The organism is Streptomyces sp. NPDC001634, from assembly GCF_040298185.1.
Classification (GTDB): domain Bacteria; phylum Actinomycetota; class Actinomycetes; order Streptomycetales; family Streptomycetaceae; genus Streptomyces.
Genome location: NZ_JBEOZU010000023.1, coordinates 42842 through 69174 on the forward strand (window position 1 = coordinate 42842; position 26333 = coordinate 69174).

24 protein-coding genes and 1 pseudogene are annotated in these 26333 nt (G+C 70.1%); 10 read left to right on the plus strand and 15 right to left on the minus strand.

Features of this window, described 5'->3' with window-relative positions; genetic code table 11:
• Nucleotides 1–213: 213 nt before the first annotated feature.
• The 5 genes from gabT to ABT186_RS17495 all read left to right on the plus strand — a co-directional run bounded on the left by gabT (nucleotide 214) and on the right by ABT186_RS17495 (nucleotide 5118).
• Entirely contained in the window at nucleotides 214–1548 is a 1335-nt protein-coding gene (gene gabT, locus ABT186_RS17470; protein WP_351226133.1) for a 4-aminobutyrate--2-oxoglutarate transaminase, read from the plus strand.
• 496 nt (nucleotides 1549–2044) lie between these two features.
• On the plus strand, nucleotides 2045–2566 hold the full coding sequence (locus ABT186_RS17480) for a hypothetical protein (protein ID WP_351226135.1): 522 nt from the start codon (nucleotides 2045–2047) through the stop codon (nucleotides 2564–2566).
• A gap of 131 nt (nucleotides 2567–2697) precedes the next feature.
• A complete protein-coding gene (locus tag ABT186_RS17485) occupies nucleotides 2698–4116 on the plus strand; it encodes an MFS transporter (RefSeq protein WP_351925673.1) in 1419 nt (472 codons plus the stop codon).
• 32 nt (nucleotides 4117–4148) lie between these two features.
• Nucleotides 4149–4343, plus strand: coding sequence for a hypothetical protein (locus ABT186_RS17490; RefSeq protein WP_351925674.1), 195 nt, complete (start codon nucleotides 4149–4151; stop codon nucleotides 4341–4343).
• A gap of 58 nt (nucleotides 4344–4401) precedes the next feature.
• On the plus strand, nucleotides 4402–5118 hold the full coding sequence (locus ABT186_RS17495) for a phosphatase PAP2 family protein (RefSeq protein WP_502973231.1): 717 nt from the start codon (nucleotides 4402–4404) through the stop codon (nucleotides 5116–5118).
• Here the strand turns inward: ABT186_RS17495 and ABT186_RS17500 are convergent.
• From ABT186_RS17500 to ABT186_RS17535, 8 genes are all read right to left on the minus strand, one after another.
• Nucleotides 5057–6874, minus strand: coding sequence for a chitinase (locus ABT186_RS17500; protein ID WP_351925675.1), 1818 nt, complete (start codon nucleotides 6872–6874; stop codon nucleotides 5057–5059). The two genes, ABT186_RS17495 and ABT186_RS17500, sit on opposite strands and share 62 nt — an antisense overlap.
• 85 nt (nucleotides 6875–6959) lie before the next feature.
• Nucleotides 6960–7412 carry a hypothetical protein gene (locus tag ABT186_RS17505; RefSeq protein ID WP_351234980.1) on the minus strand — a complete coding sequence of 151 codons (453 nt, stop codon included), beginning with the start codon at nucleotides 7410–7412 and terminating at the stop codon, nucleotides 6960–6962.
• A 103-nt stretch (nucleotides 7413–7515) separates the two neighbouring features.
• Nucleotides 7516–8934 carry an NAD(P)/FAD-dependent oxidoreductase gene (locus ABT186_RS17510; RefSeq protein WP_351234978.1) on the minus strand — a complete coding sequence of 473 codons (1419 nt, stop codon included), beginning with the start codon at nucleotides 8932–8934 and terminating at the stop codon, nucleotides 7516–7518.
• Between the two features lie 28 nt (nucleotides 8935–8962).
• Nucleotides 8963–9763, minus strand: coding sequence for an ABC transporter permease (locus ABT186_RS17515; RefSeq protein ID WP_351234977.1), 801 nt, complete (start codon nucleotides 9761–9763; stop codon nucleotides 8963–8965).
• Nucleotides 9764–10693, minus strand: coding sequence for an ABC transporter permease (locus tag ABT186_RS17520; protein WP_351234976.1), 930 nt, complete (start codon nucleotides 10691–10693; stop codon nucleotides 9764–9766).
• Nucleotides 10693–11844: an ABC transporter ATP-binding protein gene (locus tag ABT186_RS17525; protein WP_351234974.1), complete on the minus strand. Its 1152-nt coding sequence runs from the start codon at nucleotides 11842–11844 to the stop codon at nucleotides 10693–10695. The genes ABT186_RS17520 and ABT186_RS17525 overlap by 1 nt, the downstream gene beginning before the upstream one ends.
• A gap of 5 nt (nucleotides 11845–11849) precedes the next feature.
• Nucleotides 11850–13097, minus strand: coding sequence for a polyamine ABC transporter substrate-binding protein (locus tag ABT186_RS17530; RefSeq protein ID WP_351234972.1), 1248 nt, complete (start codon nucleotides 13095–13097; stop codon nucleotides 11850–11852).
• A gap of 55 nt (nucleotides 13098–13152) precedes the next feature.
• Nucleotides 13153–14709, minus strand: a complete 1557-nt coding sequence (locus ABT186_RS17535) for a gamma-aminobutyraldehyde dehydrogenase (protein WP_351234970.1) — start codon at nucleotides 14707–14709, stop codon at nucleotides 13153–13155.
• A 210-nt stretch (nucleotides 14710–14919) separates the two neighbouring features.
• Between ABT186_RS17535 and ybiA the strand changes: the two genes are divergently transcribed.
• A complete protein-coding gene (ybiA, locus tag ABT186_RS17540; RefSeq protein WP_351234968.1) occupies nucleotides 14920–15477 on the plus strand; it encodes a riboflavin biosynthesis intermediates N-glycosidase in 558 nt (185 codons plus the stop codon).
• Nucleotides 15478–15582: 105 nt separating this feature from the next.
• Here ybiA and ABT186_RS17545 read toward each other — a convergent pair whose 3' ends face one another.
• Nucleotides 15583–16686: a DUF4190 domain-containing protein gene (locus ABT186_RS17545; RefSeq protein WP_351234966.1), complete on the minus strand. Its 1104-nt coding sequence runs from the start codon at nucleotides 16684–16686 to the stop codon at nucleotides 15583–15585.
• 101 nt (nucleotides 16687–16787) lie between these two features.
• Here ABT186_RS17545 and ABT186_RS17550 point away from each other — a divergent pair.
• Both ABT186_RS17550 and ABT186_RS17555 read left to right on the plus strand, forming a co-directional pair.
• Nucleotides 16788–17901, plus strand: a pseudogene (locus ABT186_RS17550) (adenosine deaminase).
• A 35-nt stretch (nucleotides 17902–17936) separates the two neighbouring features.
• Complete coding sequence (locus tag ABT186_RS17555) at nucleotides 17937–18653, plus strand: glycerophosphodiester phosphodiesterase (protein WP_351234964.1); 717 nt, start codon at nucleotides 17937–17939, stop codon at nucleotides 18651–18653.
• On the opposite strand, the gene ABT186_RS17560 is transcribed toward ABT186_RS17555, so the two are convergent.
• Nucleotides 18635–20284, minus strand: a complete 1650-nt coding sequence (locus ABT186_RS17560) for an RNA polymerase sigma factor (protein ID WP_351234984.1) — start codon at nucleotides 20282–20284, stop codon at nucleotides 18635–18637. The two genes, ABT186_RS17555 and ABT186_RS17560, sit on opposite strands and share 19 nt — an antisense overlap.
• 400 nt (nucleotides 20285–20684) lie before the next feature.
• Here ABT186_RS17560 and ABT186_RS17565 point away from each other — a divergent pair, with 400 nt between their 5' ends.
• Nucleotides 20685–21839: a serine hydrolase domain-containing protein gene (locus ABT186_RS17565; RefSeq protein WP_351925717.1), complete on the plus strand. Its 1155-nt coding sequence runs from the start codon at nucleotides 20685–20687 to the stop codon at nucleotides 21837–21839.
• On the opposite strand, the gene ABT186_RS17570 is transcribed toward ABT186_RS17565, so the two are convergent.
• Nucleotides 21829–22365 (minus strand): hypothetical protein, encoded by a 537-nt coding sequence (locus ABT186_RS17570; RefSeq protein WP_351234962.1) that lies wholly within the window; start codon nucleotides 22363–22365, stop codon nucleotides 21829–21831. The genes ABT186_RS17565 and ABT186_RS17570 overlap by 11 nt on opposite strands.
• 158 nt (nucleotides 22366–22523) lie before the next feature.
• On the opposite strand from ABT186_RS17570, the gene ABT186_RS17575 reads away from it, so the two are divergent.
• Entirely contained in the window at nucleotides 22524–22913 is a 390-nt protein-coding gene (locus tag ABT186_RS17575) for a sec-independent translocase (RefSeq protein ID WP_351925679.1), read from the plus strand.
• Nucleotides 22914–22993: 80 nt separating this feature from the next.
• Here ABT186_RS17575 and ABT186_RS17580 read toward each other — a convergent pair whose 3' ends face one another.
• The 4 genes from ABT186_RS17580 to ABT186_RS17595 all read right to left on the minus strand — a co-directional run bounded on the left by ABT186_RS17580 (nucleotide 22994) and on the right by ABT186_RS17595 (nucleotide 26251).
• Nucleotides 22994–23686 (minus strand): transglycosylase SLT domain-containing protein, encoded by a 693-nt coding sequence (locus ABT186_RS17580; RefSeq protein WP_351925681.1) that lies wholly within the window; start codon nucleotides 23684–23686, stop codon nucleotides 22994–22996.
• Between the two features lie 93 nt (nucleotides 23687–23779).
• The gene (locus ABT186_RS17585; RefSeq protein ID WP_351925683.1) at nucleotides 23780–24163 is read right to left on the minus strand and encodes an ArsR/SmtB family transcription factor; all 384 of its coding nucleotides are present in this window, start codon (nucleotides 24161–24163) and stop codon (nucleotides 23780–23782) included.
• A gap of 126 nt (nucleotides 24164–24289) precedes the next feature.
• Nucleotides 24290–25426 carry a TerD family protein gene (locus ABT186_RS17590; RefSeq protein WP_351223984.1) on the minus strand — a complete coding sequence of 379 codons (1137 nt, stop codon included), beginning with the start codon at nucleotides 25424–25426 and terminating at the stop codon, nucleotides 24290–24292.
• Between the two features lie 180 nt (nucleotides 25427–25606).
• Nucleotides 25607–26251 carry a hypothetical protein gene (locus ABT186_RS17595; RefSeq protein WP_351223982.1) on the minus strand — a complete coding sequence of 215 codons (645 nt, stop codon included), beginning with the start codon at nucleotides 26249–26251 and terminating at the stop codon, nucleotides 25607–25609.
• Nucleotides 26252–26333: the final 82 nt, after the last annotated feature.

Genomic DNA, 26333 nt, shown 5'->3' on the forward strand with positions numbered 1-26333 from the left:
CGGCGATGCGTCCTGCTCCGCTATGTCCACCACGGACAAGCGGGTGCACCCAAGGCGCCCACATGGAGCATGCCCACCCTCCATGACCGGCTCTAGCCTGCGAGAAAAGAAGGCAAGCGTCCGAAAACACCCCCGCCCGGAACGCCCGGCCCACCGCAAGGCCGGTGCGCCGGAACCTCCGGTCCGGTTCGCACGATCATCAGGGAGCCCCCCATGACCGCACTTCCGCAGGAGCGCCGCGTCGTCACCGCCATCCCCGGCCCGAAGTCGCAGGAGCTGCAGGCCCGCCGTACCGCCGCGGTCGCGCAGGGCGTGGGCTCCGTGCTGCCGGTCTTCACCGCGCGCGCGGGCGGCGGGATCATCGAGGACGTCGACGGCAACCGTCTGATCGACTTCGGTTCCGGCATCGCCGTGACGTCGGTGGGCGCCTCCGCCGAGGCCGTCGTACGCCGCGCCTCGGCGCAGCTGCAGGACTTCACGCACACCTGTTTCATGGTCACGCCGTACGAGGGCTACGTGGAGGTCGCCGAGGCCCTCGCCGAGCTCACGCCGGGTGACCACGCCAAGAAGTCCGCGCTGTTCAACTCGGGTGCCGAGGCCGTCGAGAACGCCGTCAAGATCGCCCGTGCGTACACCAAGCGCCAGGCGGTCGTCGTCTTCGACCACGGCTACCACGGCCGGACGAACCTCACCATGGCGCTCACCGCCAAGAACATGCCGTACAAGCACGGCTTCGGTCCGTTCGCGCCCGAGGTCTACCGGATGCCGATGGCGTACGCCTACCGCTGGCCGACCGGCCCGGAGAACTGCGGTCCCGAGGCCGCGGCCCAGGCCATCGACCAGATCACCAAGCAGGTCGGCCCGGACAACGTGGCCGCGATCATCATCGAGCCGGTGCTCGGCGAGGGCGGCTTCATCGAGCCGGCGAAGGGCTTCCTGCCCGCGCTGCGCAAGTTCGCCACGGACAACGGCATCGTCTTCGTCGCCGACGAGATCCAGTCCGGCTTCTGCCGCACCGGCCAGTGGTTCGCGTGTGAGGACGAGGGCATCGTCCCCGACCTGATCACCACGGCCAAGGGCATCGCGGGCGGCCTTCCGCTGGCCGCCGTCACCGGCCGCGCCGAGATCATGGACGCCGCGCACGCGGGCGGCCTGGGCGGCACCTACGGCGGCAACCCGGTCGCCTGTGCGGGCGCACTGGGCTCGATCGAGACGATGAAGGAGCTCGACCTCAACGCCCGCGCCAAGGAGATCGAGGAGACCATGAAGGCCCGCCTCACGGCGATGGCCGAGAAGTACGACGTCATCGGCGACATCCGCGGCCGCGGCGCGATGATCGCGATCGAGCTGGTCAAGGACCGCACGACCAAGGAGCCGAACCCGGAGGCGACCGCCGCGCTCGCCAAGGCCTGCCACCAGGAGGGGCTGCTGGTCCTGACCTGTGGCACCTACGGCAACGTGCTGCGTTTCCTGCCCCCGCTGGTCATCGGCCAGGACCTGCTGAACGAGGGCCTCGACATCATCGAGCAGGCGTTCGCGCGGATCTGAGCCACAGGGGATCCGAGCCACCGGGCAGTGGCAGCCGGATCACAGGAAAACCGCAGCTGAGCCACAGGGAGAACACCTCTGGCGCCCCACCCGTCCCAGCCCTTGTGTCCGCCGTGATTCCGGGGCCGGGACGACGGAGGTCAGAGCGTGTGAAGAACGTGTGCGAGGTGCATGACGGGACGCGATTCCGGCTGTCGGAGCGGTTTTTCCTGCCGTAGGTTCTACCCAGATGAGAGATACACCCGCCCACAGGGGACTGTGGGCGGTGCCGGGCTGAGGCCTCCCCAGCTTCGACCTGGTCGTGCCCTCGCGCACACAACCGGAGCTTCCAGCTCCGAATCTCCTCACCGATCGGACGGCCGCACGCCCCAAACCCCCCGGGGCGGGCGGCACACCGATCCGGACGGCCGCCTCGGAACCACCCCCCCTGTTCCGGGGCGGCCGACCTGCCTTCCGGGTACTGGTCACCACGGCGATCGACGTCAAGAATCTCGCCATGGCCGACAGCAGCGAGGACGCGGACCGAATACTCGTCCGCAGCAAATGGGGGACCAACCGCTACGCCCACCACCGGCACAACCCCGTCGGCCGTGCCCTCATCGTCGGCTCGCTGCTGTTCGCCGCCGGCGGCATGTACCTGCTCCACCGCCCGGGGCTCCTCGGCGGCTCCGGCGGCTGGGACGGGGACGACCTGCGGTCCGCGGTGCAGTCGGCAAGCTCCGAATTGTCGCGAGACGCTCAGTTCGGGCCCGGGACCATGAACTACGAGGAGATCCTGCGGGCCGGCATCGCGCAGCACGGCCACGGTCCCCGGGACGCGCTGACCGTCAGGCTTTCCTCGCAGCGACCGAAGTCCGCCGTGAGCAACGGGGACACGGAACAGGCCGACTACACCGTCACGGCGGAAGGCACGGACACCGCCTTCTGCCTCCACGTCCGGGCCACGAAACGCAAGCCGACGATCGGCTACGACGCCGTCACCGTCTCAGTCCGCGAAGGCGCGTGCCCGGCCTCCTGATGCGCCACCCCGGCATGCCGGTCCTGGCTGAAGGAGGCGATGTGGGCAGCCGGGCTCCTGCACCGTGATGCATATGTCACATACTGTGGCTTTTGGTGCAGAGTCTCTGCGGACGGGATGGAGCTGGGGCCGTGGCGTTCGCGGAGTCGGCCGGTAGCGGTGAGTCCACGCCCTCTCCCGAGTCGGCCCCGGAGTCCGAGCAACGGTCCTGGGCACCGCTGCTGGCCGTGTGTGCCGGGTATTTCATGGTGATCCTGGATGTGACCATCATCAGCGTCGCCGTGCCGGTGATCGGCCGGGAGCTGTCGGCCTCGCTCACCGGCATCCAGTGGATCACCGATGGGTACACCATGGTCTTCGCCGGGTTCCTGCTGACCGGTGGCGCACTGGGCGACCGGCTGGGCAACCGTCAGGTCTTCTGCTCGGGCGTGGCGGTGTTCACGGTGTCCTCGGCCGCGTGCGCGCTCTCGCCGAGCGCCCCCTTCCTGGTTGCGGCCCGGCTGGTGGAGGGGCTCGGCGCGGCGCTGATCGTGCCCGGTTCCCTGGCCCTGCTCCAGCAGGCCTACCCAGCGCCGGCCGCACGCTCACAGGCCTTCGGGCTGTGGGGTTCGATGGCGGGCATCGCGGCCTCTGCCGGACCGTTGCTCGGCGGGCTGCTCGTCTCCACGGTGGGTTGGCGCTGGGTGTTCCTCATCAACCTGCCCGTCGGTGTGGCCTGTCTGGTGCTGACGCTGCGGCATGTGGCACGCTCGCCCCGGCGCGCCGCCCGGGCCCTGGACTGGCCGGCGCAGTGCGCGGTGGTGGCGGCGGTGGCGCTGCTGACCGCGGCGCTCAACGAGGCCGGACGGCGGGGCTGGTCCGATCCGGCTGTTCTCGCCGGGGCGGGCCTGGCCGTACTGGCCGCCGCGGCGTTCGCGGTGCGCGAGCGGCTGGCCCGGTCTCCTGCCCTTCCGCTGAGCCTGCTGCGCTCTCGTGCGATGAGCGGCGGAGCCGTCATCGGCCTCCTGTTCAACTTCGGCTTCTACGGCATGGTGTTCACCGCCAGCCTGGAATTCCAGCACCAGCGCGGCTTCAGCGCCCTCGGCACGGGGCTGGCGCTCTTCCCGGCGGTGGCGATGACCATGTTCGCCTCCGTCCTGTCCGGGCGGCTGACCCGCCGCACCGGCGATCGTCCGCTGGTGATCTCCGGCATGCTCCTGGCTGCTCTGGGGCTGGCCGGCTGGGCCGCAGCGGGAGCCGACCCCGCCTACCCTGTACTGGTGGCCCCGATGATGGCCGCGGGATTCGGTACGTCCTTCGCCCTCACCGGCTCGACCGCCACCGTGATGGGTGCCGCAACCCCGGCGTACTCAGGCTCCGCCTCCGCCCTGTTCAACACCACCCGCCAGATCGGCAGCGCCACCGGCGTGGCGCTCGGCGGCAGCCTGCTCGCCACGGCCACTGACTACACCACCGGGCTGCGTACCAGCATGGCCATCGGTGCGCTCGCCTACCTGACCGCCGCAGGCCTCGCGTGGCTGTGCGTGCCGGCGAAGTCCAAAGGGGCGTAAGGCGTCTTGAGACCGTCGGGCAGGCCGGGCACATGGCTGTCGGGGCAGGCCTCGACGATGTCTTCATGCGGGTGCACCCGGACAACGACAGAGCGCTCAGGTGCTACCAGGGTGCCGAATTCATGCCGGTCGACGCCGGCCTTGCCAAGAGCTGGAATGCCGCTCAGCCGGTCGACCACGTCTGGCTCCGGCATGATTCCGGTGCCGCGGACGACCAAGGACGCTGAGCTCCACAACACGGACCCGGGCGTCCTACGGCCCACCGCCCCTGCCAAGCTGTGCACCGTGTCGCCCTCCCGAGACCCGGACCTCAGGCATCCGCCTGCCTCGCAGGACGGAAGCCCCCTGGCTCCGAGGCGACCGGCTCGCGTCCTGTTCTCCGCGACCCTCCTCTTCCTCCTGATCACCTGGCAGGTGGTCGCCCACGGGCCGCTCGCGCGTGCGGACAGGCGATTGAGCGGGTCCCTCGTCCACCCGGACCGGATCTCCGGGCTTCTCGCCGACCTCGGCAACATCGCGGTCGCCGTCCCGGTCCTGGTGGTGGCCCTGATGTACGTCGCCTGGCGTGCGCGTGCCACTCGTACCCACCGTTGGTGGCTGCCCTCCGTCGCAGCGGCCGTCCTCATGGCGGCCGTGCCCGGGGTCATCGTGCCGATCAAAGAGCTGATCGCCCGGCCGGGCCCACCGGTCATGGGCCCGGGCACGGGTTACTTCCCGTCGGGGCACACGGCCACCGCCGCGATCGCCTACGGGTCCGCGGCACTCGTCCTGTGGCCCTGGCTGCGCACGGGGTACACCCGCCGCGGGGTCCTCGGCGGCTGTCTGGTCCTCAACCTCGGCGTCGCCTTCGGTCTGGTCCGCCACGGGTATCACTGGCCCCTGGACGTGCTGGCCAGTTGGTGCCTGTGCGCGGTCCTGCTGACCGGTCTCGCGGCGTTCCTCAGCCGAAGTAGCCGTCGAACGTCTTCTGGAACTCCCAGCTCCCGTACCGGTCCCAGTTGATCGACCAGGTCATCAGGCCGCGCAGGCCGGGCCAGGTGCCGTGGGTCGCGTACGAGCCGCAGTTCGTCCTCTTCGTCAGGCAGTCCAGGGTCTTGGTGACCTCCGTCGGGGATACGTAGCCGTTGCCGGCGTTCGTGGACGCCGGCATGCCGATCGCCACCTGGTCGGGGCGCAGCGGCGGGAAGACGCTGTTCGGGTCGCCCGCCACCGGGAATCCGGTGAGCAGCATGTCGGTCATGGCGATATGGAAGTCGGCGCCGCCCATGGAGTGGTACTGGTTGTCGAGACCCATGATCGGGCCGGAGTTGTAGTCCTGGACGTGCAGCAGGGTGAGGTCGTCGCGCAGGGCGTAGATCACCGGGAGGTACGCGCCGCAGCGCGGGTCCTGGCCGCCCCACTTGCCCGTGCCGTAGTACTGGTGGCCGAGCTGGACGAAGAAGGTCTCCGGGGCCATCGTCAGGACGAACCGGGAGCCGTACTTGGCCTTCAGGGTCCTCAGGGCCGAGATCAGGTTGACGATCACGGGTGTGGTCGGGTTCTTGAAGTCCGTGTCGTTGGTGTCCAGGGACAGCGAGTGGCCTTCGAAGTCGATGTCCAGGCCGTCGAGGCCGTAGTCGTCGATGATCTTCGACACCGATGAGACGAACGTGTCACGGGCTGCCGTGGTCGTCAGTTGCACCTGGCCGTTCTGGCCGCCGATCGAGATGAGCACCTTCTTGCCGGCCGCCTGCCTGGCCTTGATCGCCGCCTTGAAGTCGGCGTCGCTCTCCGCGTTCGGGCACTCGGTGACGGGGCAGCGGGTGAAGCGGATGTCGCCCGAGGTGGCGGAGGTCGGTTCGCCGAAGGCCAGGTCGATGACGTCCCAGCTGTCGGGGACGTCGGCCAGGCGGGTGTAGCCCGAGCCGTTGGCGAAGCTCGCGTGCAGGTAGCCGACCAGGGCGTGGGCCGGGAGGTCCGTGGAACCTCCTCCGCCCGGTCCGGCGGAGGTGGTCGCGGTCACGCCTGCCGACTTGGCGGACTCGCCCGCGTCGTTCACCGCCGTGACCTGGAAGCTGTACGCCGTCGTGGGCGACAGGCCGCTCACCGTGGCCGAAGTGCCGCTGGTCGTCCGGACCTTCACGCCGTCGCGGTAGACCGCGTAGCCCGTCGCACCGGTGACCGCCGACCAGGACAGGGCGACGCTGGAGGACGTGACCGTGCCCGCCTTCAGGCCGGTCGGCGCGGCGGGCGGCTGCCCCGTGGCCACGCCCGGTCCGACCAGCGAGATGTCGTCGGCGTAGTACGCGCCGGTGCCGTACCAGCCGTGCGTGTAGATCGTGACCTTGGTGGTGGAGGCCCCGGTGCGGAAGGTCGTGGTGAGCTGCTGCCAGTCCGGTGCGGACGGGCTCCAGGCCGAGACGTCCGTGGTGCCGGTGCCGCTCGCGCCCAGATAGACATAGGAGCCGCGGACGTAGCCGCTGAGCGTGTACTGGGAGTCCGGTTGCACCGTCACCGTCTGGGTGCACTGGGCGTTGTCGCTGCCGGCCGGGGTCGCCTGCAGCGCCGCCGTACCGCTGTGCACCGGGGAGTTGACGGTGGTGCCCGCAGTGCTGCAGGTCCAGCCGTCGAGGCCGGCCTCGAAACCGCCGTTCCCCGCGAGGTCCGCGTCGGCCGCACGGGCGGCCGACGCGGTTGCGGTCAGTCCGGACACGGCCAGCGCGGCGGCCGCGCACAGGGCCGGAAGCCGGTGCCGGGCGAAAGGTCTGGTGCGATCCACAAGTGCCTCCGGGCATGGGGGAATTGGAGGGTGGAGCGCGCCCAACTTGGTCCAGACCAATTCGGTTGTCAAGGCTTCCGGCTGCCTAGCCGTCCCCGTCCGTCGCCAGCCGCGCCGCCGCCTCGTGCATGGCGAGTTCCAGCCGCGCCGGATCCGTGAGGGTGCCGGAGCCGTCCGGCGGGATCAGCCAGCGGACCGTGCCGGTCGTCCGGCCCGGGTAGGGCACCACGATCCAGGTGCCGAGCCCTGCCGTGCGCACACCGGTGCCGAGCCAGCGGGCCGCGGTGCCCGGCGGCACGAAGAAGCCCGTCCGCCCGTCGTCGGCGTCGACCAGCACCGGGCCCGGCCGGTCGGTGATGCGGAACAGCACGTCCAGCGTGCGGTGGCCCAGCTCGCCCGGCACGATGAGTACGTCCCAGGCCTTCCCGGCGGGCAGCAGCGTGACGCCGAGGGGGTTGCGCTCCCACTCCCAGCGGCAGGCATCCGGATACGGAGCCACGGATGCCAGCCACTCGACCGCCGTCCTCTCCCCAGTCATGACGGTGCCCTCCCTCTCTCTCGCAAGACGCTGATCGCGTCACAAAAGAGAGCGAGGTCCCCCGGACGGCATTACGCGGGTCAGGGCCGATTTCGGTCCGGGGTCAGCTGTCGAACCCCAGCCCGAGCCTGTCCATGGTCCTCAGCCAGAAGTTGCGCCGGCCGCCGTGTGCATCGGCCCGCGCCAGCGACCACTTGGTGAGCGCGATGCCCGTCCAGGCGAAGGGCTCCGGCGGGAACGGCAGCGGCTTCTTGCGGACCATCTCCAGCTCCGTCCGCTCCGTGCGCTCGCCCGACAGCAGGTCCAGCATCACCTCTGCGCCGAAGCGGGTGGCCCCGACGCCGAGCCCGGTGTAACCGGCCGCGTACGCCACCTTCCCCTGGTGCGCCGTCCCGAAGAACGCCGAGAAGCGTGAGCAGGTGTCGATGGCGCCGCCCCACGCATGGCTGAAACGGACGCCCTCCAACTGCGGGAAGCAGCTGAAGAAGTGCCCGGCGAGCTTGGCGTAGGTCTCCGGGCGGTCGTCGTACTCGGCGCGCACCCGGCCGCCGTACGGGTAGATCGCGTCGTAGCCGCCCCACAGGATGCGATTGTCGGCCGAGAGCCGGAAGTAGTGGAACTGGTTCGCCGAATCCCCCAGGCCCTGGCGGTTCTTCCAGCCGATCGACGCCAGCTGGTCGGTGGTCAGCGGCTCGGTCATCAGCGCGTAGTCGTAGACCGGGACGGTGTACGAGCGCACGCGCCGCAGCAGGTTCGGGAAGATGTTCGTGCCGAGCGCGACCCTGCGGGCGCGGACCTGGCCGTACGGGGTGCGTACGGCCAGACCGGCACCGTACGCCTTCAACGTGAGCGCGGGCGTGTTCTCGTAGATGCGGACGCCGAGTTGGAGACAGGCGCGCTTGAGTCCCCAGGCGAGCTTGGCGGGGTGGACCATGGCCACGCCCCGGCGGTCGTACAGGCCCGCCTGGAAGGTCGGTGAGTCGACTTGTTCCCGTACCGCTTCGGCGTCCAGGAACTCGACGCCGTCGGCGAGGCCCCGGCGCTCCATCTCCTCGTACCAGTCGCGCAGTTCCCACGCCTGGTACGTCTCGGTCGCGACGTCGATCTCGCCGCTGCGCTCGAAGTCGCAGTCCAGGGAGTAGCGGGCGACCGCCTTCTCGATCTCGTCGAGGTTGCGGACGCCCATCTCCTGGAGCTTGTGGATCTCGTCCGGCCAGCGGGCGAGGCCGTTGGCCAGGCCGTGGGTGAGGGAGGCGGCACAGAAGCCGCCGTTGCGGCCCGAGGCGGCCCAGCCCGCCTCGCGGCCCTCCACCAGCACCACATCCCGCTTGGGGTCCCGCTCCTTGGCGATGAGCGCGGTCCACAGTCCGCTGTAGCCGCCGCCCACGACCAGCAGATCGCAGGTCTCGGCGCCGGTGAGGGCGGGCTCGGGGTGGGGCTTGCCGGGGTCTTCCAGCCAGTACGGGACGGGCTGGGCATCGGAAAGAGACTTGGTCCAACGGGTCATGGCGCTTGGGGCCATGATTTCAACTCCCTACAAGATAATTGCGTTACGCCTTCTGGCGATTTCGGCGGTTGCCGATGGCCATGGAGGCCAGGACGAACAGTACGGCGACGATGAACATGGTCGTACCGATGACATTGATCTGAACGGGTGTGCCGCGCTGTGCCGAACCCCAGACGAACATGGGGAAGGTGACGGTCGAGCCCGCGTTGAAATTGGTGATGATGAAATCGTCGAAGGAGAGCGCGAAGGCGAGCAGCGCGCCCGCGGCGATTCCGGGTGCCGCGATCGGCAGGGTGACCCGCAGAAAGGTCTGGGACGGGCCCGCGTAGAGGTCCTGGGCCGCCTGCTCCAGCCTCGGGTCCATCGACATCACGCGCGCCTTGACGGCCGTCACCACGAAGCTGAGGCAGAACATGATGTGGGCGATCAGGATCGTCCAGAATCCGAGCTGAGCACCCATGTTGAGGAACAGGGTGAGCAGCGAGGCCGCCATGACCACCTCGGGCATCGCCATGGGCAGGAAGATCAGCGAGTTCACGGCGCCGCGTGCGCGGAAGCGGTAGCGGACCAGCGCGAAGGCGATCATCGTGCCGAGGATCGTGGCGCCGATGGTCGCATAGACCGCGATCTGGAGGCTGATGGAGAGCGAGCCGCACATGTCCGCGACACCGCACGGATGCTTCCAGGCGTCCAGCGAGAACTGCTGCCATTCGTAGTTGAAACGCCCCTTCGGTTTGTTGAAGGAGAACAGCGTGACGATGACGTTCGGCAGCAGCAGATATCCGAGTGTCAGGAGTCCCGCGATGATGACGAGATGGCGCTTGAGCCAGTTGACGAAGGTCATTTAAACCAGATCCTCCGTGCCGGACCTGCGGATGTAGACCGTGACCATGATGAGGATCGCGGCCATCAGGATGAACGAGAGCGCCGCGGCCGTCGGATAGTCGAGGATCCGCAGGAACTGTGTCTGGATGACGTTGCCGACCATCCGGGTGTCGGTGGAGCCGAGCAGGTCGGCGTTGACGTAGTCACCGGCGGCCGGGATGAAGGTCAGCAGCGTGCCGGAGACGACGCCCGGCATCGACAGCGGGAAGGTGACCTTGCGGAAGGTCGTGAAGGGCTTGGCGTACAGGTCGCCGGCGGCCTCGTGGAGGCGTCCGTCGATGCGCTCCAGCGAGGTGTACAGCGGCAGGATCATGAACGGCAGGAAGTTGTACGTCAGACCGCAGACCACCGCGAGCGGCGTGGCCAGGACGCGGTCGCCCGCGGTCCAGCCGAGCCAGTTGGTGAGGTCGAGGATGTGCAGCGTGTTGAGGGTGTGCACGACCGGGCCGTTGTCCGCGAGAATCGTCTTCCAGGCGAGCGTGCGGATCAGGAAGCTGGTGAAGAACGGCGCGATCACCAGGATCATGATCAGGTTCCGCCAGCGGCCCGCGCGGAAGGCGATCAGATACGCCAGCGGGTAGCCCAGCAGCAGGCACAGGACCGTCGCCGCGGCCGCGTAGAGGACCGAGCGGAGGAACTGCGGCCAGTACTGGGACAGCGCGTCCCAGTAGGTGGCGAAGTGCCAGGTGACCTTGTATCCCTGCTCCAGGGAGCCCGTCTGCACGGACGTGGAGGCCTGGTAGATCATCGGCAGCGCGAAGAAGACCAGCAGCCAGAGGATGCCGGGCAGGAGCAGCCAGTACGGCACCAGGCGGCCCCGCTTGCGCGGGGGCTTCTTCTCTGGGGCGGCCGGCGCGAGCGGCGGCGGCGCCTCGGTGACGGTGGCCATCAGGCGGCGTCCTCCTCGACGGTCTCGACGCCGGCGTCGATGTCCTGCGCCGCGTCCAGTCCGAAGGTGTGCGCCGGGTTCCAGTGCAGGACGACCTCGGCGCCGGGCACCAGCCGGGCGTCGCGGTCGATGTTCTGGGCGTAGACCTCGAACTCGGAGCAGACGGGGCTGTCGACGACGTACTGCGTGGAGACACCGATGAAGCTGGAGTCGGCGATGCGGCCGGTGATGCGGTTGCGGCCCTCGGGTATCCCGCCCGCGTCGTCTGCGTGGGTGAGGGAGATCTTCTCCGGGCGGACACCGACCAGGACCTTGCCGCCGGCCGTCGTCGGCGCGGAACAGCGCGCCTCGGGGAGCACAAGCTTGCCCGCGCCCGCCTTGAGGACGATGTCCTCGCCGCTCTTGGTGTCGACCTCGGCCTCGATGAGGTTCGAGGTGCCGAGGAAGTTGGCTACGAACGTGGTCTGCGGGTTCTCGTAGAGGTCGGTGGGAGAGCCGAGCTGTTCGACGCGGCCCGCGTTCATCACGGCGACCGTGTCGGCCATCGTCATGGCCTCCTCCTGGTCGTGTGTGACATGGATGAAGGTGATGCCGACCTCGGTCTGGATGCGCTTGAGCTCCAGCTGCATCTGCCGGCGCAGCTTCAGATCGAGGGCGCCGAGTGGTTCGTCGAGCAGAAGCACCTTGGGGTGGTTGATCAACGCGCGGGCGACGGCGACGCGCTGCTGCTGGCCGCCGGAGAGCTGGTGCGGTTTCTTGCGTGCCTGCTCGCCGAGCTGGACGAGGTCGAGCATCTCCTCGACCTGTTTCTTCACCGACTTGATACCGCGTCGGCGCAGGCCGAAGGCGACGTTCTCGAAGATGTCGAGGTGCGGGAAGAGGGCGTACGACTGGAAGACCGTGTTCACCGGGCGCTTGTACGGCGGCAGGTGCGTCACGTCCTGGTCGCCGAGGTGGACGGTGCCGGAGGAAGGTTCCTCCAGACCGGCGATCATGCGCAGTGTGGTGGTCTTTCCGCAGCCGGAGGCACCGAGCAGGGCGAAGAAGGAGCCCTGCGACACGGTCAGTTCGAGCGGGTGTACGGCGGTGAAGGAGCCGTAGCTCTTGCTGATCCCGGAGAGGCGGACGTCGCCGCTGTTGTCTGTCGTCATCTTCGTCACGCCCCTGTGAGCTTCGCGAACTTCTGCTGGAAGGCCGTCTCTTCCTTCTGGCTCAGTGAGCGGAAGGCATGGGACTTGGCCTGCATGGCCTTGTCGGGAATGATCAGCGGGTTGCTCGCCGCCGACTTGTCGATCTTGGCGAGGTAGGACTGCACTCCCGCGACGGGGCTCACGTAGTTGATGTAGGCGGCGAGTTCGGCGGCCGGCTCGGGCTCGTAGAAGTAGTCGATGAGCCGCTCCGCGTTCGTCTTGTGACGCGCCTTGTTGGGGATGAGCAGGTTGTCGGTCGACGTCATGTAGCCGCTGTCGGGGATGATGTATCCGACGTCCGGGCTGTCCGCCTGGAGCTGGACAATGTCTCCGCCCCAGGCGATGCACGCGGCGAAGTCGCCCTTGGTGAGGTCGGACGTGTAGTCGTTGCCGGTGAAGCGGCGGATCTGGCCCTTGTCGACGGCCTTCTGCAGGCGCGCGATCACCGCGTCGAAGTCGTCGTCGGTGAACTTCGCCGGGTCCTTGCCCATGTCGAGCATCGTCATGCCGATGCTGTCGCGCATCTCGGTCAGGAAGCCGACCCGGCCCTTGAGCTTGGGGTTGTCGAGCAGGTCGGAGACCGACTTCACCTCGATGCCGTCGAGCGCCTTCTTGTTGAACGCGATGACGGTCGAGATGCCCTGCCAGGGGTACGAGTAGGCACGGCCCGGGTCCCAGTCGGGGGCGCGGAACTGGTCCGACAGGTTGGCGAAGGCATGCGGCAGGTTGGACGGGTCCAGTTTCTGGACGTATCCCAGGCGGATCATGCGGGCGGCCAGCCAGTCGGTGAGGACGATGAGGTCGCGGCCGGTGTCCTGGCCCGCGGCGAGCTGGGGCTGGATCTTGCCGAAGAACTCGTCGTTGTCGTTGATGTCCTCGGTGTACTTGACCTGGATGCCGGTCCGCTTGGCGAAGGCGTCGAGCGTGGGATGGTGCTTTCCGCTGTCGTCCACGTCGATGTACTCGGGCCAGTTGGAGAAATTGACGAGCTTCTCCTTGGCCGAGTGGTCGTCGGCGGACGTGCCGCCCTGGGTCTTGCCCGCCGCGGGGATCCCGCAGGCGCTCAGCGCCCCGAGGCCGCCGACCGCGAGCACGCCGCCCGCGGAGGCGCGCAGCAGCGAACGGCGGGCGAGGGAGGCCCTGCCGTTCCGGAAGCTGCGCCGCATGGCGGCCGGTTGGGCCGGGGAGAGGCGTTCGGGCTCGTACTGCTCCATGCGCGTGGTGCCCTTTCGGGAGGGGTCGGCGGCCGCGGGTCGGGCGGCCTGTCTGCTAGCGGTCCCCGAAGATGGTGCGGTGCCAGTCCTTCCGGGCCACCGCGGTGTTGTCGAACATGACGTGCTTGATCTGGGTGTACTCCTCGAACGAATACGCGGACATGTCCTTGCCGAAGCCGGAGGCCCGATAGCCGCCGTGGGGCATCTCGCTGATGATCGGGATGTGGTCGTTGACCCACACGCAGCCGGCTTTGAGCTCGCGGGTGGCACGGCCGGCCCGGTAGACGTCCCGGCTCCAGGCGGAGGCGGCGAGGCCGTACGGGGTGTCGTTGGCAAGCCGGATGCCGTCGTCGTCGCTGTCGAAGGGCAGCACGACCAGCACGGGCCCGAAGATCTCGGACCGCACGATCTCGCTGTCCTGGGGTACGTCGGCGACAAGGGTCGGCCGATAGTACGCACCGTTCTTGAGATCCCCTTCAGGGGCCTGACCGCCGGTCACCACGCGCGCGTAGGCGCGCGCCCGGTCGACGAACCCGGCCACCCGGTCGCGCTGGACGTGCGAGATCAGCGGGCCGAGGTCGGTGCCCGGGGCGAAGGGGTCCCCGAGCCGGACGGTCTCCATGAGGGCGGCGGTCCGCGCCACGAACTCCTCGTAGAGGGGGCGTTGCACATACGCGCGCGTGGCGGCCGTGCAGTCCTGGCCGGTGTTGATGAGCGCGCCCGCGACCGCGCCGTTGACGGCGGCCTCCAGGTCGGCGTCGTCGAAGACGACGAACGGCGCCTTGCCGCCGAGTTCCAGATGGAGCCGCTTGACGGTGGCGGTGGCGATCTCCGCGACCCGCTTGCCGACGGGGGTGGACCCGGTGAAGGAGGTCATGGCCACGTCCGGATGGCCGACGAGGTGCTCGCCCGCCTCCTTGCCGGTACCGGTGACGATGTTGATGACACCGTCCGGGATCCCGGCGTCCGTGGCGGCCCGGGCGAAGAGAAGTGAGGTCAGCGGGGTCAGCTCGGCCGGCTTCAGGACGATCGTGTTGCCCGCGGCGATCGCCGGGAGGATCTTCCAGGCGGCCATCTGGAGGGGGTAGTTCCAGGGCGCGATGGAGCCGACGACGCCGATGGGTTCGCGGCGGACGTAGGAGGTGTGGTCGCCGGAGTACTCACCGGCGGACTGCCCCTGCAGATGCCGGGCCGCACCGGCGAAGAAGGCGGTGTTGTCGATCGTGCCGGGGACATCGAACTCCCGCGTCAGCTTGAGGGGTTTGCCGCACTGGAGGGACTCGACGCGGGCGAAGTCCTCGGCGCGGTCCGCGAGGACGGCGGCGAAGCGGTGCAGCGCGTCGGAGCGCTCGCCGGGGGTGGCGGTGGACCAGCCGGGGAAGGCGGCGCGGGCGGCGGCCACGGCGCGGTCGACGTCCTCGGCGCCGGCGAGCTCGTAGGTGTAGACCTCGGTGCCCGTCGAGGGGTCGACCACCGCGTGGGTGCGGCCCGAGGTACCCCTGGCCGGTCTGCCCGCGATGTACTGCGCACCGTCCGCGAAACGTTCCCGTACGTCGTCCTGCGTCCTGAAGCGGGTCGTGTCGGCGTCGCCGGCGTTGCCCGGATTGTGCATGTCGCTCTCCTCCGCCGCCGACCCGCGATTTCCGCGGGGGCTGGCGTAGCTCCAGCCTGATTTGAGTGCCGATCCTGACAGAGCAGGCGTTCACCAACAAGGGATTCCGTTGTTGCCTTTTGGTTACGCGACGGAATCTGTCGACCAGGTGTCGAGTGCTCCCGATAAAGGGGGGACGGAGTGTCAGTGGTGCGTGCCAGACTCGCGTGCATGGGGAAGATCGATTCTTGGGAAGCCCTGATCGGGGCGGTCCACGCGGGGGCGAGGGTCAAGTACCTGCACTTCTGGGGCCACCGGCCGCGGCCGGACGGACAGATCGGGGCGAGCTGTCTGAGCCAGTGGTGGCCGTCGCCGTTCACCGTCGACGGAGTGGAGTACGCGACGGCGGAGCACTGGATGATGGCCTCGAAGGCGAGACTCTTCGACGACGCCGAGGCGGAGCGGAAGGCCCTTCAGGCACCGAACCCGGCGCTCGCCAAGAAGGCGGGGCGGCTGGTGCGCGGCTTCGACGAAGCCATATGGGAGCGTGAGCGCTTCGGCATCGTGGTCGAGGGCAGCACCCACAAGTTCGCCGCCCACGCCGACCTGCGGACGTTTCTGCTGGGCACGGGGGATCGCGTGCTGGTCGAGGCGAGCCCGATGGACCGGGTATGGGGCATCGGGCTCGCTGCGGACGACGAACGGGCGTCGGATCCGGAACGCTGGCGGGGGCCGAATCTGCTGGGATTCGCACTGATGGAGGCCCGGGAGCGGCTGGGCGCGCGCTAGGCCCTGTCGTCAAACTCCCTCCCCCAGCCTTCGGCCGGGAGGTGCCCCCAGCCCCGCGACGAGGGCCCGCCCTCCGGGCGGACGACGGGAGTTTGACGACAGGACCTAGGGCTGCCCGGGTACCACCAGCGATGTCGAGTAGCCGTCGTCGGTGCCGTTCCCGGGGGTGTCGAAGCTGTTGTAGGGGGCGGCGACGAAGACGATGAGCAGCACGACGCCGAGGACGAAGCCGACCGCTCCGCAGATGATGCCGGCCAGGGCCATGCCCCCGTTCGTCGCCTCGCCGCGGTGCGCCTTGCGCCGGCCGACGATGCCGAGGATCACGGCGAGCACGCCCATGAAGATGGACACCGGCCAGAGGCAGAACACCACGGCGGAGATGATCCCGATCACGAGCGAGGCGGTGCCCGTGCCGTTGTCCGGCGCGAGCGGCATCCCGGGCCAGCCGTAGCCGGGGCCGCCCTGGGGGCCGTACGGCGCGCCGTACCCGGGATATCCGGGGTACTGGGGATAGCCGTAGGGCACCCGCCCGGGCCCTTCGGGCCCGATGGGCGGCGGCGGCACGTGCTCACCGGCGGCGGGCGGCGCGAAGGGGTTGCCGGGAGCCGCCGGGGGCGGTGGGGCGAAGGGGTTCCCGGAGGCCGCGGGCGTCGGTGGGGCGAAGGGATTCCCGGAGGCCGCGGGCGTCGGTGGGGCGAAGGGATTCCCGGAGGCCGCGGGCGTCGGTGGGGCGAAGGGATTCCCGGAGGCCGCGGGATACGGTGGCGCGAAGGGGTTACCCGGTGTCGAGGGGGTGGGGCTCGGCGGGGCGAAGGGGTTGTTCCAGGGGCCCTGGGCCGCAGCGCCCGGTGCGTCGGAGCCCGGCCGGGAGACGACCGTGGGCTGGTCGTGCACGGAAGGGGTGTCCCGGGGGCCGACGGGGGTGCCCCCGGCCGGACCGGCGCCGTCCGGGCCGGGCACCGCGTCCTCGACGGGCGGCGCCCACGGGTCCCGCGCGGTGCGCGGACCGGACTTGTCGAACAGGACCTTGGGGGCCTGGTCGGCCGGAGCCCCCGGTGCCCGGCTGTCCGGAACAGTCGGTATGCCGGGTGCCCGTCCTGCCGCGCCTCCCGGTGTGCCGGGTGCCCGGTCCGTCCCGTCGACGGGCGGAGCCCACGGGTCCGGGGCCGCGTTCTCCGGCGCCCCCGGCGTCTGCGCGTCGTCGGACATGCGTGAGGTCCCCCCTCCGTCGTACGTTCCGTCATGCTACGGCTCACGTCCCCCCGACGTGAGCCGCGTCCTACGATGATCCCTGACTCACCGATCAGCCGATCACCCGCGTCCCGCCCGAACCCGGCGCCGGGACGCCGTTCCGGGGAGGAATCCTTGACCGACCACCGCGACAGCACAGCCGTGCGCGATCTGCACGCCTTCATCGCCGGACTGCCCAAGGCCGAACTGCACGTGCACCACGTCGGCTCCGCCTCCCCCCGCATCGTCTCGGAACTGGCCGCCCGCCACCCCGACTCCAAGGTCCCCACCGACCCCGAGGCCCTGGCCGACTACTTCACGTTCACGGACTTCGCCCACTTCATCGAGGTGTATCTGTCCGTCGTCGACCTCGTCCGGACCCCCGAGGACGTACGCCTGCTGACGTACGAGGTCGCCCGCGACATGGCCCGGCAGCAGGTCCGCTACGCCGAGCTGACCATCACCCCCTTCTCGTCCACCCGCCGCGGCATCGACGAGCACGCCTTCATGGACGCCATCGAGGACGCCCGCAAGGCGGCGGAGGCCGACTTCGGGACCGTACTGCGCTGGTGCTTCGACATCCCCGGCGAGGCGGGCCTCGAATCCGCCGAGGAGACGGCACGGCTCGCCACCGACGACCGGCTGCGCCCGGAGGGCCTCGTCTCGTTCGGACTCGGCGGACCCGAGATCGGCGTACCGCGTCCCCAGTTCAAGCCCTACTTCGACCGCGCCCTTGCCGCCGGCTTGCGGTCCGTGCCGCACGCGGGCGAGACCACCGGGCCCGAGACGGTCTGGGACGCCCTGAACGAGCTGCGCGCCGAGCGCATCGGGCACGGCACCAGCTCCGCCCAGGACCCGAAGCTGCTCGCCCACCTCGCCGAGCACCGCATCCCGCTGGAGGTCTGCCCGACCTCCAATATCGCCACGCGCGCGGTCCGCGCCCTCGACGAGCACCCGATCAAGGAGTTCGTGAAGGCCGGCGTGCTCGTCACCATCAACTCCGACGACCCGCCGATGTTCGGCACCGACCTCAACAACGAGTACGCCGTCGCCGCGCGGCTGCTGGACCTCGACGAGCGGGGGCTCGCGGACCTCGCCAAGAACGCGGTCGAGGCATCCTTCCTCGACGAGGCCGGCAAGGCGAAGCTGACGTCGGAGATCGACACCTACACCTCGGCGTGGCTCGCCCCCTGAGCACCGCTCCCCCGGGCACCGCCACAATGGGTCCCATGCGCCCCGTGACTGCCGTCGCCCATCGCGGCGATCCCTACCGCCACCGTGAGAACACGCTCGACTCCCTGCGTTCCGCGCTCCACCGGGGCGCGGACGCGGTGGAGATCGACGTACGGCTCACCCGGGACGGCGTCCCCGTGCTGCTGCACGACGCGACACTGAAGCGGCTGTGGGAGCAGGAGCGCCCGCTCGCCGCGCTCTCCTCGGACGAGGTACGGGGGCTGACGGCGGGCGGGGTCCCGACGCTGGCGGACGCCCTCGCGGCGACCGACGGGAGCCGGGTCATGATCGACCTGCCGGGCGGGCCCCCGGCCCGGGACGTGCGCCGGATCGTGGACGTGGTGAGGGAGTGCGGGGCCGAGGAGCGGGTGTACTACTGCGCGGGAGCGCAGACGATGCTGGCCGTCAGGGCCGCCGCGCCCTCGGCGGAGATCGCCCTGACCTGGACGACCCTCGCCCCGCCACGGCCCGCCCTGCTCGACGCGGTGCGCCCGCGGTGGCTGAACTACCGGTTCGCACTGGTGGACCGGGAGCTGGCCGCCCGGGTCCACCGGGACGGCTACCTGCTGTCGGTGTGGACCCCCGACACCCGTCGCTCCATGCGGCGCCTCCTCCGCATCGGGGTCGACTCGATCACCACGAACCGCATCGACGCACTGTGCGCACTGCGCGGACCGGCGGACGCGGTGAACGGCTACACGCTCGAGCGTTGAGGGACCGTGGCCGCGTCGGCCGGGGCCGAGCGGGTGACGTACTGGGGTACCGGCGCGGTGTCCTTGCCGTTGTCGCGGACCAGCCCGTAGCGGATGACGCCCTGGGCCGGTCCGGTCAGGATGTCCTTCTCCGCCTGGTCCCAGCTCGACGGAAAGACGATCAGGCCGTAGTCGCAGCCCCGCTCGTTCTGGGTGAGGGTGACGGAACCGTCGAGGTAGAAGTACTCGTTCTGCCACATCTGCTGAGTGCCGGCCGGCAGGACGGCGTATCCGATGCTCGGTCCGCCCATGCCGGTGGCGTAGCCGTCGGGGCTGCCCGCGAGGGGATCGTCCATCCGTCGGCCGCCACCCGACGCCACGTGGAACAGCTTCCCCTTGAGACCGGTCCAGCTCGGCGGGACCAGCGCGCCGGGCCGATTCCTGGGCGAGATCTGCCAGCGCACCAGGACATAGCCCTGCCCCTTGAGCGTCACGCTGTCCCCGCGGTGCTGCATGACGGTCTTCGCACCGCCGGAGCTGGTGATCCCCGACTCGGGGCGGTGGGGCAGCGTGCCGGGCCGGGCGCCAACCGCGGGCGCGCTGTCGACGGCGTCCACGACCGAGCCGTACACGTCGGTCTCCGTCTTCGAGGGGGACGGTGACGGCGAGGGCGGACTCGTCGGCGTCGCGGACGGTGTCCGGGACGGGCTCACCGACGCCGTGGGGGCGATGGCGGCCCGCGGGGGCGGATCGTGCGGGGGCCGGGTGACGACGTACGCACCGCCCGCGACGATCGTCGCCCCCGCCGTCACCACCACGGCGGGCTTGGTGAGCGCGCCCAGCACCTTGGCGGACCAGCCGACGGAGGCGGTCGCCGCGGACGTCTTGCCGCCGAGTGCCAGCGCCAGCGTGAAGCCGACCGGCACCGGGACGAGCGCCATCCCGACGAGCAGCCGTTCGGCGGGTACGACGCCCTCGTCCGCCCCCGCGCAGTACGCGCAGCCGCGGATGTGCCGGGCGAGCCGCTTGCGCCACACGGAGCCGGGCCGTCCGTCCCAGCGGTCGGTGAGGGCGCCCAGTTCCGGGCATGCCCCTTCCAGCGCCCTTACGATGCCGCGCGCCACCTCCAGCCGCTCCTTCATCCGCTGCACCCGTACGGCGGCGTGCTGCCGGCTGATGCCGACCGCGTCCGCCAGTTCGCGGCGGGTGAGTTCGCCCGCGACCTCCAGCCACCACAGCGACAGCAACTGGCGGTCCTCGTCGTCGAGCCAGCGCACCGCCTCCGCAACCTCACGCCGCTGGCCCTCCAACTGGAGCCGCAGCACGGTGAGTTCGGCGAAGTCGGCCGCCTGGTCACCCGCGTCGCGGGCCAGCGGCTCGGCCGTACGGCGGCGCGCCCGGTCCCGTATCTGCCGCATGGCGATGGCGACCAGCCAGGAGCGGAAGCTGTCCGGGTCGCGCAGCGTGCCGAGGTTGTCGACGGCCCGGAGCATCGTCTCCTGTACGACGTCGTCGACGTCCGCATGGCCGTTGAGGGCACGGCCGACGATGTTGTAGACGAGCGGCAGCCAGCCCGCGACCAGCTCGTCCAGTGCCTGTCGGTCGCCGGTCTGCGCCGCCGCGATGGTCGAGCGCCACTGCCGGGTGTCCACGTGCGTCCTTTCCACGGTCGTCGTACCGCGCTGCGGACGTCCAGTCTCAGCCACGGCTGTGGCATACGGGACGGGAGGCCCTCGACGGCCCGCACCAGGGTGCTGAGTACCGTCCGATACCGGGCGAAATGGCTTGCTGCGGCTCGCGGTCGAGGCGAGTGCGGTCATCGTGCCCGTGACTCACGCGATGCGCTCCTGTGCGTCGGAAACGGGGGGCGCTGAAGGAGACGGAGTGGCGGGCGGGGCGATAACAGTTTTTCGGGGATCCCGTCGAAGTCGCGGGCCCCTAGGGGCAACCCTCGGCCCGATGCCCGGGGCGGCGCCCTCCTCGGTGAGGATCCCCGGAGCGGGGACGGCCCGCAGGATGATCTTCGACATCCCACCGAACCCGGAGCAGAAGATGCAGATACGCCCGACCGCCGTCGCCCTCGCCGCCGCTCTGACCCTGAGCCTGACCGCATTGCCCCTGGCGGGAACCGCCGCCGCCCACTCCGCCCCGTCGTCGTGCACGGCACAGGCGGGCCCGCCGTCGGCGACCGGCGGGCCCGATACCGAGGCCCTGTGCGCGGCGATCGCCGGGCTGCCCGATCACGATGCGACCGCGGCCCTCCTGCGCGTGGGCGGCAAGGGGAGTTGGCGCGGTGTCGCCGGAGTGCGTGACGTCCGCAGCGGGGCGCCGGCCCTGGAGCACGCACGCTTCCGGGCCGGTTCGGTGACCAAGGTCGTGACCGCGGCGATTGTGCTGCAACTCGCCGCCGAGGGGCGGATCAGTCTCGACGGCACCGTGCAGCAGTATCTGCCGGGTCTGCTCACCAAGGACTTCCGGCCCATCACCGTACGGCAGTTGCTGACCTACACCAGCGGCCTGCAGTCGGGCCCGTCCCTCGGCGACACCGTCGAGGACGGCTACCCGCACCGCTTCGAGACGCTGACACCGCAGCAGGTCGTGGCGGCCTCGGTCGCCCTGGGCCCCGGGTACGAACCCGGAACGCAGCAGAACTACGACAACATCCACTACACCGTACTCGGCATGCTGATCGAGAAGATCACCGGTGACTCGTACGCGCACCAGGCGGCCGTACGGATCTTCCGGCCGCTCGGCATGCGGGACACCTCGTTCCCGCACGGGGCCGACCCCCGCATCCACGGTCCGCACAACCGTGGATACGACTGGATCGACGGCAAGTTGGTGGATGTGACGGACTGGAACATGTCCGACCGATGGGCGGCCGGAGACATGATCTCGACCACCAAGGACCTCGAACGGTTCCTGGTGGCGCTGTTCCGCGGCCGGGTCGTGCCCGAGCCGCAGCTCAAGGAGATGTTCACCGTCCCGAAGGTGCCCGGGGCGACGTACGCGGCGGCGCTGGAGCGGTTCGAGCTGAACGGCAAGGTGATCTGGGGCAAGACGGGTTCGCGGCCCGGCTACAGCACGGTCATCGCCGCCACCCGGGACCTGTCCCGGACCCTCGTCTATTCCGTCAACTCGACCGACGCGAAGAACGACGGCCTGACCGTCGCGAAGCGGTTCGCGTTCCCGGCGTTCAACCGCTGACGGCCGTGGCGGGAGGGGCCGACGGTGCCGGTGCCGTCAGCTCCTCCAGACGCTTGATCTTCTTCCGCACCATGTAGAGCGGCACCACGCCGAAGACCCCGAAGGACATGTCGATCACCGACCACCAGAAGGGGATACCGCGGATCGGCCCGCAGATCAGGGCGAGCGGGACGATGCCCGCGCAGGCGATCATGCCGAACTCGACGACCCAGATGTTGCGGACGGGATCGCGGTAGGGCCCGTAGAAGGCCACCGCGATCACCAGGTGCGCGAAGGCGAGCCAGTCCGTTCCGTAGAGGACGAAGGGGTACTCGGCGTCGGTGGCGTCGAGCCCGCGGCGCACCCGCTCGATCCAGTCCATGAGGGCGGGGAGGTGCTCCGGCACCGACAGGGACCTGAGCACGTCCTCGGCCCAGTGCAGTTCGTGCACCAAAGGGAAGGCCGTGGCACCGCTGAGCACCAGGCAGACGACGAACAGCACCAGCCAGACGCGGATGCCCTTCAACAGGGCGGCTCTGTCGCTCATGACGCGAGCGTACGCCTCGAATTGAACATGTTCAAAAGCGGCGCCGTCACAACCTGCGCGACCCACACACTTGCGCAACTGCTAAAGTATTCTGGTGAGTGGCGCACCTGCAGCGGCACACAAACCGCCCGGCGGCAGAGGCGAGGAGTGAGTGGCGAGTGTTCCCCGATGTGGGCCCCCTGGAGCTGGTCACCCTGGTGATCCTGGCCGTTCTGCTGTTCGGCCCGGACAAACTGCCGCAGCTCATCCAGAACGTGGCGGGGTTCCTGCGCAAGGTGCGGGAGCTCTCCGAGAGCGCCAAGGACGAGGTCCGCTCCGAACTGGGCCCGGAGTTCAAGGACTTCGAGTTCGAGGACCTGCACCCGAAGACGTTCGTGCGCAAGCACCTTCTGGACGGTGACGGGCTGGAGCTGCGCCGCGACCTCGGCATCGACGAGATCCGCGGCGCGCTCGACCCCACCAAGGAGCTGACCGAGACCGCCGAAGCGGTCCGCGAGGGAGCGGACCACGCCGTCGAGGCCCCCGCTGTCGACCCGGACGCCACCTAGGTCCTGTCGCCCAAGGGCGAGCCGCTGCGGTTCCGGCTTCGACGTGGCGAGCCCCCGGCTACCGCAGCCGGCTGCGACCGCTACGTACCGACCGCCTTGCCCGCCCGGGCCCAGTTGGCGTGCAGCCGGTCGAGGTACGACTGGGCCTGACTGCCGGGAGTCGCGCCGCGGGCGAAGGCGAGCATGTTGCCCGCGCCGGCGTTGTAGCCGAGGGCCAGCAGTTCGTTCCTGTTGCAGGAGGCGGGCCACCGGGCGGGCAGTTGGGCCGCGAGGTCGTGCAGATACCAGGCTTCGGCCTCGATGGCGAGGCCGCGGTCGTCGGGCAGTTCCTCCCACCTGCGGCCGGCGAAGTCCCGGCCCTTCTTGGTGTCGTCGAAGGTCGCGCGGTGCATGTTCGCGATGCCGAAGGAGGAGTCCGGCTTGTACCTCTGCCAGGCCCTCTCCAGGGCCGGGTCGTGCGGTTTGTAGGACTCGTTGTAGAGGATCGCCATCAGCAGCTGTGCGCTGACGCCCGTCTGACGGGCCCGGGTGCGGACCTGGGAGGCGTAGTCGGCGGGGTCGTACGACAAGGCGGTCGCCGACGTGGAGGGACTCACGGACCCTGTGGGTGAGGCCGAGGCGGAGGGACTCACGGGTCCCGTGGGTGAGGCCGAGGATCCGGCCGGGGGCGGTATGTCGGACTGCCGGGTGTCGGCCGCGTGGACGATGACGTACAGCGCCACGGCGAACACCGGCACGGCCAACCACCGCCGCCATGACCGGGCTTCGGCCATGTTCCGCCCTCTCTCGCACCCAGCTATCGGCAAGCCTCTTCTACCGCACGCGGTCCAAGACCTGCGTGAGGCGCCGCGAACGCCTCACAGGATTCAGCTCCGGAGAGCCACCGCGCCCGCAGGCGGGACACCAAGACCTCCGTGCGCCACGGACGTCTCCCCGGAGCGCGCCGCCAGCTGGCCGACCATGATCCGGACGACGGTGACGACGTCCGGGTCGTCGACGTAGTAGACCTGCCGACGGCCTTCGCGACGCGAGCGTACGAGGCCGGCGAGCTTCAGCTTCGACAGGTGCTGGCTGACCGCCGGGAGGGCTCCGCCCACACGGTCCGCGAGGTGGGTGACATCGCTCTCGCCCTGGGCCAGGGCCCACAGGAGGTGCAGACGCGGCGTCGAGGCCAACAGCCCGAAGGTGGCGGCCGCCTCCGCCAGGACCTCGGCGGACGGATCCTCGAAGCCACCGACGTTCTCCGCCACAGTCCTCTCCCGCCCCGTCACAGCAAACGCACGCGCGAGCACCCAGTGTAGGCGTGGGGTCCGGGCGTGCGCGCCCTCCGGTGCCCCGGCCCGTGCACCGGGGCCGGGGCCGTGGGAACCGGCCGGTCAGTCCTCTTCGTAGTAGTTGTTCACGACCACTTCCGGTTCGTCGTCGTCGAACGCCTCGTTGAGCAGTGCACCGCCGACCAGACCGGCCGCACCGGCGCCGATGAGCGCGCCTGCGCCGAAGCGGCGCCCGCCCTGCTGGTGGTCGTGGTGGTCACCGTACTGTTGCGGATATCCCTGCTGGGGATAGCCCTGCTGGGGATATCCCTGCTGCGGGTAACCCTGTTGCGGGTAACCCTGTTGCATCGGCTGCGGATACCCCTGCTGAGGCGGCGTGTAGAACGGCGGCGGCGTGCTCTGCACCCGCTGCGCGCAGCCGCCGCACGCCTGGACCGGCCGGGGCACACCCCACTGCGGGGACCATGTCACGGTCATCGTGCCGGGGCCGTGGTTGGGGTCGAAGAAGCACGTCACGGAGGAACTCCCTGTCGGTTGAGGTGGTGCTGCCGCCATCGGGGTCATCGGAGAGCCCGGTGCGGGTGTCGGGGCCGCGGGCACGGGCGGCACATATGTGCCGGTGCCGGCTTTGGTGACCGGCTGCGGAGCGGGCATGGAGGCCGGGCTCGCACTCTCGCGCAGGACCGCCACGCCGTAGTCCGTGGCGATGCCCGCGAGCCCGGAGGCGTAACCCTGCCCGACCGCGCGGAACTTCCACTCCGCGCCATGGCGGTACAGCTCGCCGAAGACGAGCGCGGTCTCGGTCGCAGGCCCTCCGGCCGCCAGGTCGTAGCGGGCCAGTTCGGTGCCGCTCTCCTGGTCCGCGACCCGGATGTGCGCGCCGCGCACCTGCCCGAAGCTCTGGCCCCGGACCGAGGCGTCGTAGAGGGACACCAGAAAGACGATCTTTGTGACCTCGCCCGGTACCCGGGTGAGGTCGACGTGGATCTGCTGGTCGTCCGGACCGTGGGGGCCACCGCCGCCGGAGTGGCGCACCGAGCCGTCGGGACTGCTGAGGTTGTTGAAGAAGACGAAGTGCTCGTCGGACAGGACCTTCCCCGACTCGTCGCACAGGAGCGCGGCGGCGTCCAGTTCACAGCCGGTGTTGGCCTGCCAGCCCAGTCCGACCGTCACGGCGGTCAGGCCGGGGGCCTGCCGGCTCAGCGACACGTTGCCGCCCTTGGTCAGGGCCACACTCATGACCATCCTCCGCTGCTGCTCCGTCCTACCGCCCTCATCATGATCAACGCGATTCGATCCCTTCCGGTTCCCCGATTGCGCAATACCTGAAGTAAAAGACGGCAAGATCCCGGCCTGCGCACCACGCGCCCCACCGTCCCAACGACCGTGGCGGGGCAGCAGATCCTGGAAGGTCCGGCTCTACCGGGCGGCGTGATCGCCCCGTTCCCCGACCGAGGCCTCCTCGAGCCGGCCCAGCAGGAACGGCACAACACCCCGCTCCAGCAGGGCCAGTTGCCACGCCTCCCAAGCCCTTCTCACCTCCCGATCGGTGTCGCCCGGCAGTCCATCCTCCCCTGCGGACCGGTTGCGCGCCGCGGACACCACCGACCAGACGAGATCACCGATCACCGCTCCGGCGGCGACGGCTGCCGCCAGTAAACCCGCCGTGATCAGGCCGTCGCCGATATAGGGCCGGCCCTCGACGGCCCGTAGCGCATACCCGGACAGCAGGAAAACGCCGGCGGCGACAGCCGACAGGCTCGGCACGAACATCGGCGGCACAGGCAGGATCCCACCCGCACCGCGTGCCGCCGCTGCCGATTGCCGTCGACCGCCCCGCTCGGCGGCCACCGCGCGCGCCTGGAGATAGTCCCGGTACTCGATGGCCGCGGTGGCGACGACGGCCGTACGGGCCTGGAGCGCCCGGGTGCGCAGTTGCTCGCGGTCGAGCACTCCCGCGGCGCGGTCGAGCGCCTCCCTGACCTGCCATGAACTCAGAGCCTGGTCGAGCAGCCGCTCGTACGTGACACCGATCTCCGGCCCTGACGTCTCAGGATCCGCCATCTGTCCCCCGATGCGTGAAAGCCTCGCGGTGTCCGCAGTCGTCTGCGGACGGGCCGCACGGCGTGCGGTTGAGGAGTGGCGA

Coding starts and splice junctions, on each gene's coding strand:
- ABT186_RS17570 (WP_351234962.1), bottom strand. CDS start 22,365: ATGAGCGACAGAGCCGCCCTGTTGAAGGGCATCCGCGTCTGGCTGGTG.
- ABT186_RS17530 (WP_351234972.1), bottom strand. CDS start 13,097: ATGGAGCAGTACGAGCCCGAACGCCTCTCCCCGGCCCAACCGGCCGCC.
- ABT186_RS17505 (WP_351234980.1), bottom strand. CDS start 7,412: ATGACTGGGGAGAGGACGGCGGTCGAGTGGCTGGCATCCGTGGCTCCG.
- gabT (WP_351226133.1), top strand. CDS start 214: ATGACCGCACTTCCGCAGGAGCGCCGCGTCGTCACCGCCATCCCCGGC.
- ABT186_RS17520 (WP_351234976.1), bottom strand. CDS start 10,693: ATGGCCACCGTCACCGAGGCGCCGCCGCCGCTCGCGCCGGCCGCCCCA.
- ABT186_RS17510 (WP_351234978.1), bottom strand. CDS start 8,934: ATGGCCCCAAGCGCCATGACCCGTTGGACCAAGTCTCTTTCCGATGCC.
- ABT186_RS17490 (WP_351925674.1), top strand. CDS start 4,149: ATGGCTGTCGGGGCAGGCCTCGACGATGTCTTCATGCGGGTGCACCCG.
- ABT186_RS17535 (WP_351234970.1), bottom strand. CDS start 14,709: ATGCACAATCCGGGCAACGCCGGCGACGCCGACACGACCCGCTTCAGG.
- ABT186_RS17590 (WP_351223984.1), bottom strand. CDS start 25,426: ATGAGTGTGGCCCTGACCAAGGGCGGCAACGTGTCGCTGAGCCGGCAG.
- ABT186_RS17545 (WP_351234966.1), bottom strand. CDS start 16,686: ATGTCCGACGACGCGCAGACGCCGGGGGCGCCGGAGAACGCGGCCCCG.
- ABT186_RS17580 (WP_351925681.1), bottom strand. CDS start 23,686: ATGGCCGAAGCCCGGTCATGGCGGCGGTGGTTGGCCGTGCCGGTGTTC.
- ABT186_RS17515 (WP_351234977.1), bottom strand. CDS start 9,763: ATGACCTTCGTCAACTGGCTCAAGCGCCATCTCGTCATCATCGCGGGA.
- ABT186_RS17555 (WP_351234964.1), top strand. CDS start 17,937: ATGCGCCCCGTGACTGCCGTCGCCCATCGCGGCGATCCCTACCGCCAC.
- ABT186_RS17595 (WP_351223982.1), bottom strand. CDS start 26,251: ATGGCGGATCCTGAGACGTCAGGGCCGGAGATCGGTGTCACGTACGAG.
- ABT186_RS17565 (WP_351925717.1), top strand. CDS start 20,685: ATGCAGATACGCCCGACCGCCGTCGCCCTCGCCGCCGCTCTGACCCTG.
- ABT186_RS17525 (WP_351234974.1), bottom strand. CDS start 11,844: ATGACGACAGACAACAGCGGCGACGTCCGCCTCTCCGGGATCAGCAAG.
- ybiA (WP_351234968.1), top strand. CDS start 14,920: ATGGGGAAGATCGATTCTTGGGAAGCCCTGATCGGGGCGGTCCACGCG.
- ABT186_RS17480 (WP_351226135.1), top strand. CDS start 2,045: ATGGCCGACAGCAGCGAGGACGCGGACCGAATACTCGTCCGCAGCAAA.